The sequence below is a fragment of the Sphingobium sp. B12D2B genome, from assembly GCF_025961775.1.
Classification (GTDB): Bacteria; Pseudomonadota; Alphaproteobacteria; order Sphingomonadales; family Sphingomonadaceae; genus Sphingobium.
In genome coordinates, this window is sequence record NZ_JAOQOH010000001.1 from 1,428,469 (window position 1) to 1,447,791 (window position 19,323).

Below are 19,323 nucleotides of genomic sequence, written 5' to 3' on the forward strand. Positions count from 1 at the left end.
GTAGGGTGTGCGTGTTTCCGTCGACCGTCGTGCCAACGGCAGCGTCGCACGGCTGGACGATCGATTGGGAAAAACAGTTTCATATCCTGCGCATAGGTGGCCACAAGAGCCTGTTTCCGCTTGTAGAGGTCTCATCCTATGCTCATGATAACAATGCTCGTCGCTGCCGCGGCCCCACCGCAAGATGTGGTGAGGGCAGATCCTGTCGCCGGCATGCTGCCCGCCGGTATCGGCGAAGATGAGGTCGCGATTGCCGGGATCACGGATAGCGCCGTTCAGAAGTGCGTTCGGTTTTTCGAAGAAGAGCTGGCGCCGGAGGCGGGCATGCGTATCGACCGCAGTGCGATGACGTCCAGCCCGGGGCAAGGGCAAATCTGGCGGGCAAATGCGGTGAGCGTGCGACCGCCACTGCGTGCGTCGCGGTTCACCTGTACCAGGGATGGGAAATCCATTGAGCCGCTAGGCGCGCCAGAGGCGGAATCGCCCGGCAAATGACCATGAGGAAAGGACAGCTGTTGAACGGCAAAATTGCTACGTTGCTATGCGGCCTGCTCGCGCTGGCGCCGATGGCGGCACAGGCGCGCTCTTCGCAATGGTGGTTCGTGGCACAGGGTGCAGACCGGGTTCTTTTCGTTGATGTGGGCTCCATCAAGCGTGAGGGCGATATCGTCCGGTATCAGGCCAGCCAGGTGATCCGCGATCCCAATGATCCAGCGGCCCTCATCCGCGCCTATATGGTGACCGACTGCAAGAAACGCACCGAAAGCTGGGATATGGCGATGCGCTATGACGCTGAGGATCAACGGCTCGACGAGACCGCGGTGCGCTTTCCCACCGAAGCCGTCCTGCCCGACACGATCGGCGATGCGCAATTGCAGTTCGTCTGCGCCGCGGATCGCGCGCAGAGTGACGGCTTCCCCCTGCAGATCGACGAAGTCGCTTTTGCCGAGGCCCTGATCGCTGACACCCAGGCGTCGGAAAGCCCGGCGGCAATCCACGAACGCATGCGCCTTGATCCCAAGGTGCCGGTCATTCGCTCGAAGGCGCCCGGCGTTGAAACCTTCGGCACGCCGCAGACCACGCGGGCGGGACATGCCGTCGTTCCACCACGGGATTATGCCAAGGGTGTGCAGATCCCCATCGCCAGTGATTATGACACAGATGTGGTCGGGCAGATTTACGACATTGCCTATCTGGGCGTGCAGAATGGCGATTTGGTGTTCGAGAAGCGCGGCTACAGCATTGACGACCTCGCGCATGCCGGTTCCGGCCAACCCATGCGCGTTCCGCAAACGCAAAAGACGGTTCACATCGGCGATTTCATGATCGACGTGCTTGAAGCTACGCCGCGATCGCTGCGCTTTCGCGCACAGCTCGTCCGGGAGGGCGCCGAGGGACAAGGCGGATGACGCCGACCTTGCGGCCCATGGTCGTCCTCGCGCTGGCAATCGCCTCCGCAGTGCCTCCTGCGCAGGCGCAGGAGGCGGCGACAGCGACGCAAACGCCACCGGAAATGGAGCCGTCGCAGGAGGACGCGCCGACCTCCGTGCCGGACCTTGTCACGCGCTGCGACGGAGAGGATGCGGACAGTTGCGCCGAACTGGGCGAGCGTTACCGTGAAGGCCGGGGTGTCGGCCGCGATCTGGTGCGGGCGACCTATTTTGCCGGCAAGGCGTGCAATCTTGGTGACATGGCAAGCTGCTCCATGGCCGGCTACGCTTATGGGCAGGGGCAGGGCATCGCCTTGTCGATGGACCGAGCCGCTGCTTATTACGGCTATGCCTGCCGGGGCGGCGATGCCACCGGATGCTCGAATCTGGGTCTCGCTTATATTCGCGGGGATGGCGTTGCGAAGGACGACGTCCGCGCCGCTGCTCTCTTCAGGGAAGCCTGCGACAAGGGATCGTCCGACGGATGCATGAACCTCGGCGCTGCCTATTCGCTGGGCAAGGGATTGCGCCGGAATCATGCAGAAGCCGCGCGCCTTTTCGGGCAGGGCTGCGACGCGGGCGATGACAAATCATGCTATAATCTCGGCGTTCTCTATCGGGACGGCCAGGGCGTGTCTCGTGACTACGCGCGAGCCGAAGCATTGTTCGAGAAGACGTGTCAGGCTGGCGACGCGAGCGCCTGCGGCAATCTCGCAATGATGATCCACCGGGGGCAGGGTGTCCGTAAAGACCGTAGCGGCGCTTTCGACATGTTCGACAAGGCGTGCGGGCTCGGGGAGGCGGAAAGCTGCTTCATGCTTGGGAAAGCCAATATGGAGAGCAAGCAAGGTCGAGATCGCAATCATGCGCGAGCGATTGCCTTGCTGGAACGATCCCTAAAGCTGGACCCGAAGGCCTCCTTTGCCGGCAAGGCGCGGAAGGCGCTTGCCGACGCACGCGCTGCCGCGAGCGCTTCAAGCGCGGCCGAGGATGGCGGAGAGGAATAGCGCTGAGGTTCGCGCCCCGGATTTATCGCGGGTTAGGCCGATTCCGTCAGTGGCCACCGTTCCTGACAATCGATGAGCACCGCTCTCACGAACCTCACCGATAAAATTCACTCTCGATTTTTGACAGTGTTTTGAACCCGTCACCGATGTGGCTGCGCATGGCCGTTTCGGCCGCATCGGCCTCTCCGGCCAAAATGAGGCGCAGCATGTTCTGGTGGTCCGCGTTCGCGGTACGCAGGCGCTCCTCGTCGTAGAAACTCTCGAACAACATCCGGTGAATGGGAACATTCAGGCGTTTGAGCAACTCGGCAATAACCGTGTTGCCGGAGCCTTCCACGATGAGTCGATGCCACTCGATATTCAGCCGCCCAAACTTATCCGGCGCCCGATCGTTCACGCATTTGTCGAGTTGCTCCTGGACGATGCACAACTGATGCTTCTGTTCCTCCGAGGCGTTTCGTGTGAAGTCGGCGGCGCAGATACCTTCTAGGGCGAGACGCGCCCGATAAATTTGCGCAGCTTCCTCAAGGCTAGTGCTTCGGACGGATGCCCCGCGGAATTCTTCGATCAGCACCAGGCCTTCGCCTTCCAGCCGCTGCAACGCTTCGCGCACCTTCGACCGACTGGCCCCCGTTTGTCGGATGATGTCCACTTCGACCAACCGCTGGCCGGGCACAAAACGGCCCGTGCGAATGCGGTCACGCACCCAGTCGGCGACCTCGACGGCCGAGGGTGCCCGCTTGTCCAACTGCTCGTTCATGTGAACAGCGTCTAATCTCCTGACAATATTGTCAACAATATTGTCATCTGTTTTTTGATTGCATCCGGCGGGTTGATCGCTGATGAAATTGTCAACAATAGGAGAGCAAGGATGCGGGCGGTTGGATGGATCGGCGCGCTGGCTGCTGTTACGGCAGCCGTGCCGGGTCCGGCTAGAGACTATGCAGACGTGCAGCGTAGCTCGCTCTACGTGCCTGTGCGGGACGGGACGAAGCTGGCCGTCAACATCTATCGACCGGCTAGTGACGGCAAGGTGGAAGAAAAGCGCCTTCCGGTCATCTTCGTGTTCACGCCCTATCGCGCTCGTTTCAAGGATAAGGACGGCGCGATCAGGGAAGTCGCGCTGGAGGACGGCCTGGCGCTCCGCTCGCTGATTTCGGCCGGTTACGTGGTCGCAGTCGCCGATATTCGCGGCAAGGGCGCGTCCTTTGGCGCGCGCCGGGGTTTTCAGGACCGCACCGAGGCGAAAGACGGCCATGATCTGGTCGAGTGGCTGGCGCGCCAGCCCTTTGCCAGCGGCAAAGTCGGCATGATCGGATGCTCCTATCTGGGCGGCACAACATTTCACACCGCGACCACTGCGCCCCCGGCGCTCAAGGCGGTTTTCATCGGCGCGTCGGACCTCGACAAATATGCTTTCGTACGGCGCGGCGGTATCACCGCACAGTTCAACACTCGACCGGACGAGCCGTTGAGCGACGATCTGGCGAGCGTCCCTGTCGATGGCGACGCGGACGGGCAGCAGCTTAAATCAGCCGTTGCCCAGCATGCCCAGAACACGCCGATGGCCGCGCTCTGGTATGGAATGCCCTATCGCGACAGCGTTTCCTCCTTGACTGGAAATCGCTTCTGGGAGGAAGTCGGCGTCTATAATTATCTCGACGCGATCCAGCGGGCGGGCATCGCCACTTATTTCTGGAGCAACTGGCATGACGAGCCAACGGCCCAGTCCATCTTAAGCGCGGCGAACCTCAAGGGATCGAAGTTTCTCGCGGGGCCTGGCAGCCACTGCGTGCCGCCGCCTGGATTCGACTTCACTGGCGAAGTCGTGCGCTATTTCGATCATTATCTCAAAGGCGCGGACAACGGCATCGAGAAAGAGCCGCGTGCGACTTATTGGGTCGAGGGATTGGACGGGAAAGGTGGCTATGCCCGCTCCGACGCGTTGCCGGGTGCCAAGGTCACGCCAATGCAGTGGTTCCTGAACGGCGGTCGCAGTGGCACCGCGCGATCGGTGAATGACGGAACGCTCGGTGCAAAGCCGGATCGCGCGGGCGCGGACAAGTTCACGGTGCGCTACGACTTGCCGGGCGCAGACTATTTTGCCTTCTGGGCCAAGCCCATGGACGACAAGGGGCTGAGCTATACCAGCGCCCCGCTGGACAAGCCGCTCAAGCTGATCGGCTATCCGGTCGTGAACCTGCGCGTCTCGGCGGACAAGCCCGATGCCGATGTCTTCGTCTATCTGGATCAAGTGGCGGCCGACGGACAGGCGGAGGTCGTGGCCTTCGGCCGGCTGGCACTAGCGCATCGCAAGAATGGCAAGGCACCCTATGACGTCATGGGTCTGCCCTGGCACTCAGGGCGCAAGGCGGATGTAGCACCTCTCCCGATCGGCCAGCAGGCCAATCTGGCGATCGATCTGACGCCGGTGTCGCGGATCGTGCCGGCTGGCGCGCGTTTGCGCGTCACCATCGCCGGTGCGGACCCCCGCCAGCGCAATCTCAAGGAAATACAACAGACTCCCGCCCCGGTTTTCACGGTCGAGCGGGGCAGCGCGGGCGGCTCCTGGGTCAAATTGCCGGTCGCGAACTGAGACGTCGATTAAACATAAAAGCCGCAGGGGCGGCGAGGGAGGTTGGGATGAGCAAGGATTATAAAGGCGGGATCACTCTAGGAACGGCACTGAAGCTGGGCAGCAGCCTGATGGCACTGGCTCTGCCCGCGATGGCGGTGGCGCAGAACGAAGAGGCGGCAGCGCCGGACATCGTCATCACCGGCAGCCGCGTGCGCGGGGAAGCGCCGGTCGGGTCGACGGTCACAACACTTGGCCGGGCCGAGATGGAGGCTTCGAGCGCGGTCACCGTCGATCGCATGATTAAGGAAATCCCGCAGGTCTTCGACCTCGGCGTCTCGGAAAATTCGCGTGGCCAGTCGGGCGGAAGCGGCAACATCACCTATGGCAACTCGGTGAACCTGCGCGGCATCGGGCCTTATGCGACGCTGGTGATGATCGACGGGCACCGCGTGACCAACAACAGCCGTTCGATTGATCCGTCGGTCCTGCCGTCGCTGGGTGTCGAGCGGGTCGAGGTGGTCGCCGACGGCGCATCCGCCATCTACGGTTCGGATGCGGTCGCGGGCGTGGTGAATCTTATTCCCCGTCGGTCACTCGACGGCGGCGAGGTGTTCGCGCGCTCGGGCATATCGTCGCGGGGCGACTTCCATGAGACGACGCTGGGCGCCGCCCTCGGCAAGGTGTTTGAACGCGGGCAGATCATGGTCGCCTACGAGCATGTCGAGCGCTCGAACCTGAGTGGCGATGATCGCGGCTTCTTTACCAGTAACCAGACTGGCTTCGGCGGCGGGGATTACCGGATCGTGCGGTGCGCCCCGGGTAACATCAATGCGAACGGTACGACCTACGCCATCCCGGCGGGGGGCGTGACCCAAGCGACGGCAGGATCGCTGGCGGCAGGCACGCTCAACAGGTGCGACGAGCTGGACAATCAGGATCTCATTCCGGAGCAGCGCTACGACTCATTCAATAGCACGGGTCGCTTCGACCTGACCGACTGGCTGAGCGTCTTCTATGACGGCTTCTATTCAAAGCGTAATTTTTACCGGAATTCCGCCTATTCCAACGCGCGCCTGACGGTGCCGCAGACGAACGCCTTCTTCGTGCGGCCCGCTGGCTTTAGCGGGACCAGCTATACACTCGACTATAACTTCGGCAGCAGCGTGCCGATCAATGACTCGTTCGGTTCTGCGGAAAGCTGGCAAATCACGCCCGGCCTTCGTGCCAAGCTGCCCCATGACTGGGAAGCCGAAGTGCTGTTCGGCTATGGCAAGACCAATGATTTCTCAGGCTCTTATCACGGCATCAATAACGCCGCGCTGAACGCTGCGCTCGCCAGTAGCAACCCCGCGACGGCGTTTGACCCGTACAGCCGTGGTCGCACAAGCGCCGCAGTGCTGGCCGGGATTTCCGACCAGATCTTCCTGGCTCCAACCAATGGCCACCTGAAGACCTATGAAGGTCGCCTCAACGGCTCGCTCTTCGCGCTGCCCGGCGGCGACGTGAAGCTGGCGGCGGGTTATGAGCGGCAGGATTTCAACGTCGCGCTCGGCTCCGCGCGCGGCGGGCCGACGACGCCGATTACCTACCGCCATTTCGGCCGCGAGGTGGACTCCTTCTATGGCGAACTCTACATCCCGATCTTCGGGGCGAACAACGCGGCTCCCGGTTTCGAGCGGCTGGAACTCAACGCCGCCGTGCGCCACGACAAGTATAATGACGTGGGCAGCACCACCAACCCCAAGTTCGGCCTGAACTGGCAGCCGGTGCGCGGCGTCAAGCTGCGCGGCAGCTACGGCACGTCGTTCCGTGCGCCGACTATCCCGGAGATTTACGGCAACTCGAACAACATATTCGGCCAGAGCTACCAGAACCCGGCGGGCGGTGCGCCGCTGCAGGGCTATGCGCTTTCCGGTCCCAATCTGGACCTGAAGCCGGAGACGGCGACCACCTGGTCGGTCGGCTTGGACTTCGAGCCGACATCCAATCTGAGTTTCGGCGTCACCTATTGGGATGTCAAATATCAGAATCAGGTGCTGGCCAACCTCTCCAACCTCACCATCCTGGGCAACGAGGCGCAGTATGCCGGCACGGGCATCATCCTGCGCGGATCGGCGGCGGCGGCGCGGGTGCAGCAGTTGCTGAGCCAGGGCGTCGCGCTGGCCGGAGGTTCCTTCCCCGGCGGCGATCCGGCCAATGTGACACTGTTCGTGGACGGACGCAGCCAGAATCTGGGCGTGTCGATCACGCGCGGGATCGACTTTAGCGGAACCTGGAAAGCCGACATCGGTGCGGACGACCATCTGCTCTTCAACGTGTCGGGTACCTACCTCACCAAATATAACATCGCCGTGACGCCCGCCGCGCCGCTGGTCGACCGGCGCAACGTCATCTTCAATCCGCTCAAGTTCAAGGCGCGGGCCAGCATCACCTGGGATCACGGGCCGCTGAGCGCGCGTGTTCTGGCCACGCATGTTGGTGGATACACCAACAACCTTTCCAACCCGGTGCAGTCCGTGAAGAGCTACACCCCTGTCGATTTGACGCTGACGTGGCGGATCGGGGATCCGCAGGCTACCGGCTTCTTCGAGAAGGGGCTCACGCTCGCGATGGAAGTGCGCAACGTCTTCGATATTGCGCCCCCCTATGTCAATCTGGCGCCCAACGGCAACGGCGGCGGTGGCTACGACGCGACGGCGAGCGATCCCATTGGGAGGCTCTTCGCCGTCAGCGTGCGCAAGTCCTTCTAAGGGAGCGGAGTGCGTGGGGAAGGAGGCGATCTCGATTGTGCTGGCAGGCGATCTGGTTCTGGATGAGCCGGATGGCGCCTATTGGCTGGCTGGGATCGCCCCCGCCCTGCGCGCTGCCGACCTCGCAGTGGGGCATCTGGAAGTGCCCCACACGGCGAGTGTCGTCGAACTGAAGGGAGATGTGCCGGCGCCCGGTGCGCCGCCCGAAAATCTTGCCGCCATCGCGCAGGCAGGGTTCGGGATGCTCAGTCTTGCCGGCAATCACATCGCCGATTGCGGCCCGCAGGGCATTGCCGACACACTGGCCGGTCTCGATGCGCACGGCGTGCATCACACCGGCGCTGCGCTGACGCTTGCAGCCGCTCGCGCGCCAGCGATCGTGACGCGCGGTGGCCATCGGATCGCGCTGCTGAGCTATAATTGTGTTGGCCCGGAAAACAGTTGGGCCGGTGAGGATACTGCCGGCTGCGCCTTTCTGCGGGTCGATACGGCAGACGGCGCGCCGATTGCGCCGGCGGCTGCGCTCACCGCGCTAACCGAAGAGGCCGTCGCGACCTTGCGGGAGGATATCGCGGTCGCGCGCCAGCAAGCGGACATCGTGCTCGTGGCGCTCCACAAGGGTATCGTCCACACACCCGCGCAACTCGCGCCTTACGAACGCGCGGTTGCTCATGCCGCGATCGATGCGGGGGCGGACGTCGTGATTGGTCATCATGCGCATATCGTGCGCGGCATCGAATTTTATCGCGGGAAACCGATCTTCCATGGACTTGGCAATGGCTGCGTCGTCACCAGTGCGCTCAGTCCGGCGCAGGATAATCCGGCACGCGCGGAATGGGCGGATCGGCGGCGCAAGCTTTTCGGTTTCGAGCCGGACCCGGCCTACACGCTCGCGCCCTTTCATCCTGAAGCGGTGAACGCCTTTCTCGGCACCATCCGTCTCCATGGTGGCGGCGCGATGGACGTGGGCATTATCCCCGTCGATGTCGAGGCGCCGGGGCGGCCCGTGCTTGCTTCGCCAGCCCGCGCGGCGGACATCCGGTCCTATGTCGAGCGGATCACGCAAAAGGCGGGGCTGCCTGCCATCACAATAGCGGCCGATGGTCACGTCGAAGAGGTTGGCGCATGAATTCTGCCAGGGTTGCCATGGTCTGGATCGGGGGGGGCGCCCTGATCGCGGCCGCGCTGTTGAACCTGCTCGCCGTGATCGGGCGGCACACCGGCCTGCCGCTCAAGGGCGCGATCGAGCTGGTTCAGGTCGCGGTTCTGGTCGCCGGAGCGCTGGCGCTCGTGGCGGCGACGATCGCCCGGAACCATGCCCGCGTGCATCTGATCCTCGATCGGCTGACGGGCGTTCGGCGCGACATTGCCGAGCGCACCTGCACGGCGCTCTCGATCGTCTTCTATGCAGGGTTGCTCGCCGGCTCCTGCTGGCTCGCGTCCGATCTCTGGAACAGCCAAGAAGTGAGCGAACTGGTCGGCGTGCCATGGCGCTGGATGCGCGCCTTCCTCAATGCCTCGCTTGTCGTCGTCATTGTCCTGCTGGTCCGCCAGCTCGCCGAGCGGCCCCGCTCATGATGTTCGCTACACCCGAGACAGGTTTTATCGGCCTGCTGATCCTGTTGACCATTCTCATGGCCGGCTTGCCGATAGGCGTGTCGCTCGGCCTTGTCGGCGTAGGCGGCTTGATGATCGTGCTGGGGCCGGAAGCGGCGCTCATCAAGGCGGGCGTCGTCGTGGTCGAGACGCTGACCCGCTACGAACTGGGCACGCTGCCGCTCTTCATGCTGATGGCGCATCTCTTCTTTTCCGCCAATGCCAGCGGCGACCTGTTCGATGCCGCGGCCAAGATGATCGGTCACCGGCGCGGCGGCCTCGCTTATGCGTCGGTGGGCGGGTGCGCCGGCTTCGGATCGATCAACGGATCGAGCCTGGCGACGGCGGCGACCATCGGCCTCGTCGCCCTGCCGGAAATGCGCCAGCGCGGCTATTCCGACGCCCTAGCGACCGGCACGGTCGCGGCGGGCGGCACGCTGGGCCAGATGCTGCCGCCGTCCGGTGCGTTGATCGTTTATGGCATCATCGCCGAGCAATCGATCGGCAAGCTGTTCACTGCGACGCTGATCCCGGGCATCTCGCAGATGCTCTTTTACTGCCTGGTCATCTGGCTGCTTTGCCGCTGGAAGCCCTCGATCGCCCCAGCCAGCGCTCGCGCGAGCTGGCCCGAGCGTGGACGGGCGATGCTCAAGATCGCAGACATGCTGCTGCTGGTCGCCGTGGTGCTGGGCGGCATCGTGCTGGGCTGGTTCAGTCCCTCGGAGGCCTCATCCATCGGCACGGCTGGCGCGCTGGTCATCACGGCCTGGCGTGGCCGCCTGAACCGTGACGTGCTGTTCCGCGCCTTCTCGGAAACGTTGCGCACGGCGGGGCTTATCTTCCTCGTCATCATCGGGGCGATCACCTTCTCGGTCTTCATCAGCGTCACCGGTCTCACCGAGGCAGTGGGCAGCAGCGTGACGCAGATGGGCCTCGGCACCATCCCCACGCTCCTCGTCGTGGCGGTTCTGCTGCTGCTGCTCGGATCGGTGCTGGATGGCCTTGCGCTGATGCTGCTCACCACGCCGATCCTGCTCCCGATCGTCGAGAGCGTGGGCATGTCGCCCATCTGGTTCGGCATCTTCATCACCCGCGCGATGGAGATCGGCTTCGTCCACCCACCGCTCGGCATGAACCTCTACGTGATTCAAGGCGTGGCGAAGGATGTGCCGCTCGGCCGCATCTTCCGGGGCGTGATGCCCTTCCTTGCCAGCGATCTGATCCACCTGCTGCTCATCATTCTCTTCCCGGCCATGGTGCTGTGGCTGCCCACCGTATTTGGACAATGACCATGATCGCTTATGTCGGCCCCGATCTGCCGCAAGATTTGCTCGCCGCGACGGGCGCCTGTTCCGGCCCGGTGGCCTGGAATGTCGATCGCGCCATGCCGACTGCCGACCGCTGGCTGGAAAGCAAATTCCCGCTCTGGGCGCGATCTATCGTGCAGGACTGGGCGGACGGGGCTCTGGACAGTCTCGACGCCGTCATCTTCTCCCGGGCGGACGACGCTGCGCAGCGGCTCTATTACTATATCTGCGAGCTACGCAGACAGGGAGAGGTCAGGGGCCCCGAGCCGCTGATCTTCGACGTGGCGCGGATCGCCCGCTCGAGCAGCGCGGCGCATATGGTGGCCGCTGTCCGCCAGCTTGCCGATCGGCTGGGACTGGATGCCCCCGCACTGGAGCGTGGCATCGCCGAAACGAACCGGCGTCGCGCATCGGCCAGCGGGATGGCGGGCATGGCTGCGCCTTGTTGCCTGCTGGCTGGCACGCCGCCGCCTGATCGCCGTCTCCATGCCGTCATCGAGGCGGCCCGCTGGTCCGCATGCGGACCGACGCTGGCGGACGCCTGGCAAGATCCGGGCGTGGCGATTGAGGAGGCGAGCGGCGATCCGATAACTGCTATCGCGCGCCAGCTCCATGCCGCCTCGCAGAGCGGCCGCGCCTTTTTCGATCGCGCATCGGATCTGGTCGACAGGGCGCGGACACTCGGCGCCTCGGCGGTCGTGCTCTGGTTTGCGGAGGAGGATGAGGCGCGCATCTGGCATCTGCCCGTGCAGCGTGAGGCCTTGTCACAGGCCGGCATTCCCCACCTCATCATGACGCGGCGCGACTGGCGCGGAACTGACCGCGCGGCCGGCGAGATTACGCAATTTCTGAAGGAGCTTTCTGCATGATGCCGTTATCCGGTCATCGCGTCGCCATTCTGGGCGGCATGGCGGATCGGCCACTGGCCCGCTTCCTGGCTTCGATTGGGGCGGAGCTGGGCGGTCCGGTGGAGGGCGCATCGTTCGTCATCGACGATATTGGGCTGGAGGGGTTGGGGGGCATTGCCATCCCGGAAACTGCCGTGCACGTGTCAGTCACCAGCTTCGGCTCGGGTGGTCCACGGTCGCAATGGAAAGGCGGCGAGCTGGTGGCCTCTGCCATGGGAGGTGCCCTCCGCGTGACCGGCGAGCCGGATCTGGCACCGGTGAAGGAAGCGGGGGATGCCTGCACCTTCCACGCGGATATGGTGGCTGGGGCCGGGGCAATGGCCGCTCATTATTCGCGCGGCACGCACGGAAAGGGGCAACATGTCGATGTCTCGATCCAGCAGGTGGCCTTTAGTCGCAATTTCAACGGCGTGCTGTGCTGGCAGTTCGACCGGCGCAAGCTCACGCGTGTGGGCGGTGCGCTCGCTTATGGCAAAGCGACCGTGCGGGCCATCTGGCGGCTGGCGGACGGCTGGTGCTTCCACTCGCTGATGACCGGGCGGCTCGGCGCGCCCGCCAATCAGGCCCTCTCGGACTGGATGGATGAAGTCGGTGTCCCCAATCCGCTGCACGGCACGGACTGGCTGAGCTACAATCGCTCTACGCTGCCGGCCGACACGCGGGCGCTGTGGGAGGCAGCGATCGCCGCCTTCTTCCTCTCGCGCACCAAGCATGAGATCGCGACCGAAGGGCTGAGGCGCGGCATCAATGCCTGCGTGGCGAACGAGCCGGGCGATGTGCTGGCCGATCCGCATCTGGCGGCGCGCCACTTCTTCGATACGCCTTCGGGCCTGCCGGAGCGCTTCGCGACGATCCGCAAGGGCGCTGCCATTGCCGCGCCCGCAATCCACACCGGCGAGCGGCCGGGGCCGCTGGCGGGCGTTCGGGTGCTGGATTTCGCCTGGGCTCTGGTCGGATCGATCACGACCAAGACGCTCGGCGATCTTGGCGCGGAGATCGTGAAGATCGAGAGCCGCACGCGGCCTGATCTTGCCCGTCTCGACGTGCAGGTTTCCGCGTCCAGCCCAGGCAATTGGGACGACAAGCCCTGGTTCGCGCATCTCAACAGCTCCAAACGCAGCCTCTCGCTGAACATGAAGAAACCGGAGGCGCGTGAACTCATCGATCCGCTGATCGACTGGGCCGATGTGGTGGTCGAGAATTTCTCCCCCGGCACGATGAAGAAGCTTGGCCTCGATTATGATGCACTGGCAGCGCGCAACCCGGGCATCGTCATGGTGTCGGGCAGCGTGTTCGGCCAGACCGGTCCGCTGGCGCAGGAATGGGGTGTCGACGGGACCGGTGGCGCACTCTCGGGACGGACCTTCCTCACCGGCTATCCGGACCGCGATCCCGTCATCCCCGGCGCGGTGCCCTATGGCGACGTCATCGTGCCTTTCGTCATGGCAGGATCAGTGGCGGCGGCGCTGCAGCATCGCCGCGAAACCGGGCTTGGTTGTCATATCGATGCCTCGATGTACGAGATCTGCGTGCAACAGATGCGGGACTATCTGGCGGCGGCGCGGCGCGGCGAGCGCCCGCAGCGCTCGGGCAATGCGGATCCCGCTGTCTTCTTTCAGGATGTCTTCCAGGCGCAGGGCGAGGATCGATGGGTGGCGATCAGCCTGAGGGACGAAGCAGAGCTTGCCAGACTCCACGCCATTGCCGGCGGCGACGTCGCGGCGTGGGTCGCGCAACGCGCTGACCATGCCATTATGGCCGAGCTTCAGGCCGCCGGCATCGCCTGCGGTGTGGTGCAGGATTGTGAAGACATGATCGATCACGATCCGCAACTTGCCGGGCGCGGCGCGTTGGTGACGCTTGACCATCCGCTGCTCGGGCCGTTCGGCCACATCGCAACCCCCATCAAGTTTTCGCATGATCGCTTGGAGCCGTTCCGCGCGCCGCGCATGGGCGAGCATGCTCACACCATCGCCCGCGACACCTGCGGCCTCTCGGAGGCCCGCATCGCAGAGCTCGACGCTGCAGGAGTTTTTGAATGAGCCAGGATGTCACGACGCGGGCAACAGGGCAGCGCAGCCGCAAGGATCTGGCCTGCACGGCAGCAGCCAGCGCCTATCAGAAGCAGTTCGGTGCGGATCTGCGGCGACGGGTCGTGGATGAGGGCGAGCCTTTTGCTATCGTGCAGGCCGACACGCCGCACGAAATCTTCCACGTGATGGATATTCCGATCATCACCAACCAGTGGTGGTCGGCCTATATTTCGGCAAAGCAGCTCTCGAACCAGTATTTTGAGGTAATGGCCCGGCATGGCTATCCCGAGAATAGCTGCAAATATTGCTCGCTGGGCCTCGCCTGCACGCTCGCGAACGATCCTAAGACCGCCCCTTGGGGAGGCCTGCCCACGCCGACTGTGCTGGTGGCGCGGCTGACCTGCGACTGCATCCAGCATGTCTTCGGCCAATGGGCGCAGGCGCTGGGCAGCGAATTTTTTGCGATGGAGGCGCCGGCATGGGAGCACAAGGACCCGCGCTGGTTCGAGCACAGCCGGGGCGATTGGCGCCAAGTCTACGATGCCGATCGTATCGCGCTGATGGTCGCGGAGATGCGTGATCTTATCGCCCTGCTGGAGAACCGCACCGGGCGAAAGTTCGACGAGGCGAAGCTCCACTATCTGATGGAACGGATCAACGAGCAGGAGGGCTATATCTGGGAGGCGGCGCAGGCCATCGGCCGGGCGCGGCCTTGCCCCGTGTCGATCGCCGAGCAGATGCCCAACACGATGATCCCGCAATGGCATCGCGGATCGGATTGGGCGGTCGCCCATGCCAAACGTTTCCGCGATGAGGTGATGGAGCGCATCGCAAATGGCACCGGCTCTGCCAGCAACGAGAAGGTCCGCCTCATGTGGATCGGCGCGGGTGTGTGGCACGACCCCGGCTTCTATCAGGCCCTGGAGGAACGGCTCGGCGCGGTCTTCGTCTGGTCGATGTATATGCCGTTCGCCGGGCCGCAATATATCCGTGAGCTGCAGGGCGAGCCGATGGATGCGCTGGCCAGCCGTATCTGCTCCATGAACGAAGTGCTGCACCTGCCGCCGTGGATGAACGGCTGGATGACCAGCGAGGCGGAGCGCTGCGGCATCGACGCCTGCGTTGTGTTGCTCCCGCCGGACAACCGCCTCTCGCAATCGGGTACAAAGCTGACCGCGCTGTCTCTGGAGGCGGCAGGCGTGCCGGTGCTGACCATTGATGCCGACATGGTGGACGCCAAGAACTGGGACCATGACAGGATGGTGGCGACGGTGGCCAACTTCCTTGCCGAGCGGGGGCTTGCATGAGGCTGCGGGTGTTCCTGCCTTCGCTACTACTGCTGCTGGCGTCCTGCGCCCAGCCCGTGGCGCAGGATGTGACGGAACTCACTTATGCAACGCCCTACAGCCCCAATCATCCGTTCAGCAAAGCGGATCAGGCGTGGATGGCGTTTGTCGAGCAGCGCTCGCACGGCCGCATCCGCATCCGGCCGAGCTGGTCCGGGGCGCTGCTTTCGTCCGACATGTCGATGGAGGAACTGCGCCACGGTGTCGCGGATGTGGGGCTCATCACGCCCATCTACGCGCGCGGCGGCGCCCATCTCATCCGCATCCAGACGGGTTTCTACAGCGGTGCGGACAGTATTGAATCCCAACTTGCGCTCTATCGTTGCATCGCGGCGGCGAACCCCGAGATCGGCCACGAGCTGGAAGGGCTCAAGGTGCTGGCGGTGCAGGGCGGATCGCTCGCCGGCGTCGTCACCACCAGCAGGCAGGTGAACTCCTTGGCCGATCTGCGCGGCCTGCGTCTGCGCGCGCCGACGGAGCTGCTGAGCGTGCTCGAGTCCCTCGGCGCCGATCCGGTGAACATGCCGATGGCTGACGTCTATTCGGCCATGGCGAAGGGTGTGATCGATGGCGTCATCGCACCTGGCGACACGTTCAAGTCGCTACATTTCGCCGAGGTCGCCCGCCACTATAACAACCTCGCTATTCCACGCGGCGCCTATCCTGCTCGGGCGATGGGGATGGAGCGCTGGAATCGGCTGAGTGCGCAGGATCGGGCTATCCTCGAGGAGTCGCAAGCGGTCTGGGAAGCAGCGCTCGCGCGCGAGATCTATGCTGCGCTTGAAAAGGGACTGGAAGAAGCGCGCGCCCAGCATGTGACGATCAATGGCGTGTCGCGTCAGGAGCAGGCGCGGTTTGATGCGCTCTATCTGCGCGACTCGGAGGGCAATGCCCGCGAGCTGTCCCGCTTCGGCATTGATGGTCTCAGGGCGTTCCGCACCGCACGCGCTTCCGTGCAGGGTCGCGACAAAATCCAGTGTGGAGGAAATCAATGAAGCACGTCGCGCCGCTGCTCTGTGCTTTGACTGCCATCCTGCAGGCCCCGTCCGCATCGGCCCAGATACCTTCTGGCATCATCGGAGCGCCCGGCGGAACAGGCGATCTGCCCGCGATTGCGGAAGGGCGAGCGGACGCGCCCGGCTACACCATCTATCGCCCGGCGAAGCTGCCACAAAGACGCCTGCCGTTGGTGCTGTGGGGTAATGGTGGCTGCCGCAATGACGGGCTGTCGGCCAGTGGCTTCCTGCGCGAGATCGCCAGCCATGGCTACATCGTCATCGCCAATGGGGCTCCGAAAGGGGAGAGGCCCTCGACGGAACCGGCTGCTGGAAACCAGCGGGGACCCGAGCCGCCCATGCCGCCACCCACAACCGCGGACGAAACCTCAGTGGACCAGCTCCTCGCTGCAATCGACTGGGTGAAGGGTAGCCCCTACGAACGCGACGTCGATACCAAGCAGGTTGCCGTGATGGGACATAGTTGCGGTGGCCTGCAGGCGCTTGCCGCCGCTGCCGATCCGCGCATTCGCACGGCCGTCATCTTCAACAGCGGTGTGTACAACCGGCCAGGCAATGGCCTTAGCCGCGTCTCGATCGCCAAGGACGATCTGCGCAAGCTGCATACACCGGTCGCATACATCTTGGGCGGGCCGACCGACATCGCCTATCCCAACGGGAATGACGATGTGGGCCGCATTGCTCATGTGCCCGTTTTCTACGCCAACAAGAACACGGGCCATGGCGGAACGTTCGGCGCGGTGAACGGCGGGGACTATGGCCGGATCGCGGTGGCGTGGCTCGATTGGCAACTCAAGCGTGACGCGAAGGCGGGTCAACTCTTCACGGGGGCGTCCTGCGGCCTTTGCAAAGACCCCGCATGGACGATCGTTCGCAAACAATTTCCGGAAAAACCATGACCCAACCGCTTGCGGGCATCCGCATCGCCGATTTCAGCCATGTGATGGCCGGGCCTTATGCGTCGCACCTGTTGCGGCTGATGGGGGCCGACGTCATCAAGATCGAGTCGCCCAAGGGCGACAATTTCCGCAGTTACGGATCGGATCCGCGCTTTGAAGGTCTCTCACCTGCATTCATTGCGGCCAATGCAGGGAAGAAGTCGATCATGCTGGATCTCAAGGATCCCGCCGACCTCGACATCGCCCACGCGATCGTGGCGCGGTGTGACGTGATGCTGGAGAACTTCCGGCCCGGCGTCATCACACGTCTCGGCCTTGGCTACGAGGCAGTTCGAGAACTGCGGCCGGATATCATCTTCTGCTCGGTGTCCGGCTATGGGCAGGACAGTCCTCAACGCGACTGGCCGGCCATCGACAATATCGTGCAGGCGACCAGCGGGATGATGATGCTGAGCGGCGAAGAGGGTGACCCGCCGGTGCGCGTCGGTTTTCCCATTGTCGATACGCTGACCGGCCAGACCGCGGCACTTGCCATCCTGTCCGCACTGGTGCGGCGACTGCAGGGTGGCGGCGGCAGTTATATCGATGTGTCGATGTTCGATGCCAGCCTGGCCTTCATGACGTCGGCCGTGACGCCCTATCTGCTGACCGGGCAAGCGATGTCCCGCATGGGCAATACCGGCTATAGCGGCCTGCCCACCGCTTCGTTGTTCACAGCCAGGGACGGGCGGCAGATTTCGCTCGGCGTCGTGCAGCCCAACCAGTTTGCCGCGCTTGCCCGGTTCACCGGACGAGAGGACTGGCTGACTGATCCGCTGTTCGCCACGCCAGAAGCACGGCGGGCCAATTTCGACGCCATGAAGGCGGAACTGGAGAGGGTGTTCGCCACAAGGGATGCGGCCGCCTGGGAAGCAGGATTGAGCGAAGCTGGCATCCCTTGCGGGATGGTGCGCCGGGTCGATGAAGCGGCCGAACTGGCGCGTCCGGATGCGCTTGTATCCTTCGATATCCCCGAGGGACCTCTTACGGGACCAGTGCGCTACCCCGGTGCCGGCTTCCGCCTTACACCCGGTCTTCAAGTCGGCGAAGTCCCGCCTCGCCTCGATGAAAATCGGGCCGAGATTCTTGATTGGCTCCACCGGACGGAGCCAGGCCACTAGGCTGCCATGGACACACGCTTGTCACGAAGGCTGTCAGCAACCGCGACAAGAGCGACACCGCCGCAAAGGTCGCTTGGCGGATGGAGCACTTGCAGAACAATATCGCTCGGTGTCTCGACGCGCTCGATTGTCCGATCGCAAGAAGAGCGCCATTGCAGACCGAAGACGAAGCGATTGATAGAGAAGATGTCCGGTTGCGTGTGCAGATGCGTGACCGTGCGGCACGTGAGGATGAAGTTCGCAATGCGCCGGGCCAAAGGCAAGAAAAGTGTCGCTTAAATTGCTTTAGACACATCATTTCTGATCGGGCTCGCTGCGCTGGTTCCAGCCGTGCATATCTCGTTCTGGCGCTGCGGGGATCGGCGCACGAGATGGATATCGGACGGCAAAGTCGTGTCGCACCTCGCGGATGGGTAGCAGGCAGCGGTTGATCGCATCGCGGTTGCGGTTCAGGGGAGAGGTTGGGACGTTCGCCAGAGGCGCTATGCCGGGACCGTCTTCGACGGAGCGATGTGAGCTCTATCCCTTGCCCCGCCCATAATTCTCGATCGCCTGGCTAACCCGCTGGAGGACGGAGAGACAGGTCTCAAGCTCAGAGCGGGAGACGTCGCTGAGCAGTGCGTCCCTTATGTCGCTGACCTCCTGCGAGATCGCCTCGATGATCGGATGCGCCGCTGGCGTAAGGTGCAGGTTCTTGACCCGGCGATCCGTGCTGCTCTCGCGCCGCTCAAGCAGCCCCTGACGGACGAGCTCGTCCACGATGGCCACCAAAGTGGCGCTGGTGACGGACATATGTTCCGCCAGTTCGGTCTGGGTAATCCCCGGCTGCAGTCGCGCCCAGGCGAGCACGCGCCAGCGGGGCTGTGTCTGGCCCGCGAAGCGTAGATGTTCATCCAGCAGATTGCGCCACGCGCGGCCGGTGCCGACCAGCCACCACGACATCTGCACCCGCAAATCGGCATCCGAGCCGGATTCCTGACCACGGGCGGGCGGCGGTCCTGGCACGAACCGCGCCTTCGCATCCTTCGCGGAAAAGGGCGTGATTTTCGGCAAATCCTTTGCGTCTTTCGACCTTCCCATCATCGCCCTCCTGCCTTGTTAGTCTTGATGCTTCAACACCCATTGCCTTCACTTTAAAAGATAGGATATGAATTACTAGTCGCCCTAAACATTAGGGCGGTAAATTCATGTCCATACGTGCTCTACGCCGTGCCACACGGAAGCGGTCGAGCGAACGATATGGGCAGAGACTGGGGAGAGGATTGCAATGCTGGCGCTTCGTCAACGAGTTCG

16 protein-coding genes are annotated in these 19,323 nt (G+C 63.7%); 14 read left to right on the plus strand and 2 right to left on the minus strand.

The features are described from left to right. Window positions 1–153 precede the first annotated feature (153 nt). Genes M2335_RS06850 through M2335_RS06860 form a run of 3 tightly spaced genes read left to right on the plus strand, consistent with a single transcriptional unit; the run spans window position 154 to window position 2,437 of the window. Entirely contained in the window at window positions 154–495 is a 342-nt protein-coding gene (locus M2335_RS06850) for a hypothetical protein (protein ID WP_264594199.1), read from the plus strand. A 20-nt stretch (window positions 496–515) separates the two neighbouring features. Then, window positions 516–1,409 (plus strand): hypothetical protein, encoded by an 894-nt coding sequence (locus M2335_RS06855; protein ID WP_264594200.1) that lies wholly within the window; start codon window positions 516–518, stop codon window positions 1,407–1,409. Then, window positions 1,406–2,437 carry a tetratricopeptide repeat protein gene (locus tag M2335_RS06860; protein ID WP_264594201.1) on the plus strand — a complete coding sequence of 344 codons (1,032 nt, stop codon included), beginning with the start codon at window positions 1,406–1,408 and terminating at the stop codon, window positions 2,435–2,437. The genes M2335_RS06855 and M2335_RS06860 overlap by 4 nt, the downstream gene beginning before the upstream one ends. 94 nt (window positions 2,438–2,531) lie before the next feature. Here M2335_RS06860 and M2335_RS06865 read toward each other — a convergent pair whose 3' ends face one another. After that, window positions 2,532–3,197 (minus strand): GntR family transcriptional regulator, encoded by a 666-nt coding sequence (locus tag M2335_RS06865; protein WP_181560757.1) that lies wholly within the window; start codon window positions 3,195–3,197, stop codon window positions 2,532–2,534. A gap of 111 nt (window positions 3,198–3,308) precedes the next feature. On the opposite strand from M2335_RS06865, the gene M2335_RS06870 reads away from it, so the two are divergent. Genes M2335_RS06870 through M2335_RS06920 form a run of 11 tightly spaced genes read left to right on the plus strand, consistent with a single transcriptional unit; the run spans window position 3,309 to window position 18,030 of the window. Continuing rightward, complete coding sequence (locus tag M2335_RS06870) at window positions 3,309–5,033, plus strand: CocE/NonD family hydrolase (protein ID WP_264594202.1); 1,725 nt, start codon at window positions 3,309–3,311, stop codon at window positions 5,031–5,033. Window positions 5,034–5,080: 47 nt separating this feature from the next. Beyond that, window positions 5,081–7,765 (plus strand): TonB-dependent receptor plug domain-containing protein, encoded by a 2,685-nt coding sequence (locus M2335_RS06875; RefSeq protein WP_264594203.1) that lies wholly within the window; start codon window positions 5,081–5,083, stop codon window positions 7,763–7,765. 13 nt (window positions 7,766–7,778) lie between these two features. Then, a complete protein-coding gene (locus M2335_RS06880; RefSeq protein WP_264594204.1) occupies window positions 7,779–8,894 on the plus strand; it encodes a CapA family protein in 1,116 nt (371 codons plus the stop codon). Next, complete coding sequence (locus M2335_RS06885; RefSeq protein ID WP_181560754.1) at window positions 8,891–9,343, plus strand: TRAP transporter small permease subunit; 453 nt, start codon at window positions 8,891–8,893, stop codon at window positions 9,341–9,343. Before M2335_RS06880 ends, M2335_RS06885 begins: the two co-directional genes overlap by 4 nt. Next, the gene (locus M2335_RS06890; RefSeq protein ID WP_264594205.1) at window positions 9,340–10,650 is read left to right on the plus strand and encodes a TRAP transporter large permease; all 1,311 of its coding nucleotides are present in this window, start codon (window positions 9,340–9,342) and stop codon (window positions 10,648–10,650) included. Before M2335_RS06885 ends, M2335_RS06890 begins: the two co-directional genes overlap by 4 nt. Window positions 10,651–10,652: 2 nt before the next feature. After that, on the plus strand, window positions 10,653–11,537 hold the full coding sequence (locus M2335_RS06895; protein WP_264594206.1) for a hypothetical protein: 885 nt from the start codon (window positions 10,653–10,655) through the stop codon (window positions 11,535–11,537). Further along, window positions 11,534–13,618, plus strand: coding sequence for a CaiB/BaiF CoA-transferase family protein (locus M2335_RS06900; RefSeq protein ID WP_264594207.1), 2,085 nt, complete (start codon window positions 11,534–11,536; stop codon window positions 13,616–13,618). Before M2335_RS06895 ends, M2335_RS06900 begins: the two co-directional genes overlap by 4 nt. After that, entirely contained in the window at window positions 13,615–14,916 is a 1,302-nt protein-coding gene (locus tag M2335_RS06905) for a 2-hydroxyacyl-CoA dehydratase subunit D (RefSeq protein ID WP_264594208.1), read from the plus strand. Before M2335_RS06900 ends, M2335_RS06905 begins: the two co-directional genes overlap by 4 nt. Then, the gene (dctP, locus tag M2335_RS06910) at window positions 14,913–15,950 is read left to right on the plus strand and encodes a TRAP transporter substrate-binding protein DctP (protein WP_264594209.1); all 1,038 of its coding nucleotides are present in this window, start codon (window positions 14,913–14,915) and stop codon (window positions 15,948–15,950) included. Before M2335_RS06905 ends, dctP begins: the two co-directional genes overlap by 4 nt. After that, the gene (locus M2335_RS06915; RefSeq protein ID WP_264594210.1) at window positions 15,947–16,870 is read left to right on the plus strand and encodes an alpha/beta hydrolase family protein; all 924 of its coding nucleotides are present in this window, start codon (window positions 15,947–15,949) and stop codon (window positions 16,868–16,870) included. The genes dctP and M2335_RS06915 overlap by 4 nt, the downstream gene beginning before the upstream one ends. Then, window positions 16,867–18,030, plus strand: coding sequence for a CaiB/BaiF CoA transferase family protein (locus M2335_RS06920; protein WP_264594211.1), 1,164 nt, complete (start codon window positions 16,867–16,869; stop codon window positions 18,028–18,030). The genes M2335_RS06915 and M2335_RS06920 overlap by 4 nt, the downstream gene beginning before the upstream one ends. 519 nt (window positions 18,031–18,549) lie before the next feature. On the opposite strand, the gene M2335_RS06925 is transcribed toward M2335_RS06920, so the two are convergent. Next, a complete protein-coding gene (locus M2335_RS06925) occupies window positions 18,550–19,110 on the minus strand; it encodes a MarR family winged helix-turn-helix transcriptional regulator (RefSeq protein WP_264594212.1) in 561 nt (186 codons plus the stop codon). Window positions 19,111–19,323 lie beyond the last annotated feature (213 nt).

What these genes read in the sequence shown, in the direction of transcription:
- M2335_RS06890 (WP_264594205.1), top strand. Translation starts at nt 9,340, where the DNA reads ATGATGTTCGCTACACCCGAGACAGGTTTTATCGGCCTGCTGATCCTG.
- M2335_RS06915 (WP_264594210.1), top strand. Translation starts at nt 15,947, where the DNA reads ATGAAGCACGTCGCGCCGCTGCTCTGTGCTTTGACTGCCATCCTGCAG.
- M2335_RS06870 (WP_264594202.1), top strand. Translation starts at nt 3,309, where the DNA reads ATGCGGGCGGTTGGATGGATCGGCGCGCTGGCTGCTGTTACGGCAGCC.
- M2335_RS06865 (WP_181560757.1), bottom strand. Translation starts at nt 3,197, where the DNA reads ATGAACGAGCAGTTGGACAAGCGGGCACCCTCGGCCGTCGAGGTCGCC.
- M2335_RS06860 (WP_264594201.1), top strand. Translation starts at nt 1,406, where the DNA reads ATGACGCCGACCTTGCGGCCCATGGTCGTCCTCGCGCTGGCAATCGCC.
- M2335_RS06885 (WP_181560754.1), top strand. Translation starts at nt 8,891, where the DNA reads ATGAATTCTGCCAGGGTTGCCATGGTCTGGATCGGGGGGGGCGCCCTG.
- M2335_RS06875 (WP_264594203.1), top strand. Translation starts at nt 5,081, where the DNA reads ATGAGCAAGGATTATAAAGGCGGGATCACTCTAGGAACGGCACTGAAG.
- M2335_RS06920 (WP_264594211.1), top strand. Translation starts at nt 16,867, where the DNA reads ATGACCCAACCGCTTGCGGGCATCCGCATCGCCGATTTCAGCCATGTG.
- M2335_RS06895 (WP_264594206.1), top strand. Translation starts at nt 10,653, where the DNA reads ATGATCGCTTATGTCGGCCCCGATCTGCCGCAAGATTTGCTCGCCGCG.
- M2335_RS06900 (WP_264594207.1), top strand. Translation starts at nt 11,534, where the DNA reads ATGATGCCGTTATCCGGTCATCGCGTCGCCATTCTGGGCGGCATGGCG.
- M2335_RS06925 (WP_264594212.1), bottom strand. Translation starts at nt 19,110, where the DNA reads ATGGGAAGGTCGAAAGACGCAAAGGATTTGCCGAAAATCACGCCCTTT.
- M2335_RS06905 (WP_264594208.1), top strand. Translation starts at nt 13,615, where the DNA reads ATGAGCCAGGATGTCACGACGCGGGCAACAGGGCAGCGCAGCCGCAAG.
- M2335_RS06850 (WP_264594199.1), top strand. Translation starts at nt 154, where the DNA reads ATGCTCGTCGCTGCCGCGGCCCCACCGCAAGATGTGGTGAGGGCAGAT.
- dctP (WP_264594209.1), top strand. Translation starts at nt 14,913, where the DNA reads ATGAGGCTGCGGGTGTTCCTGCCTTCGCTACTACTGCTGCTGGCGTCC.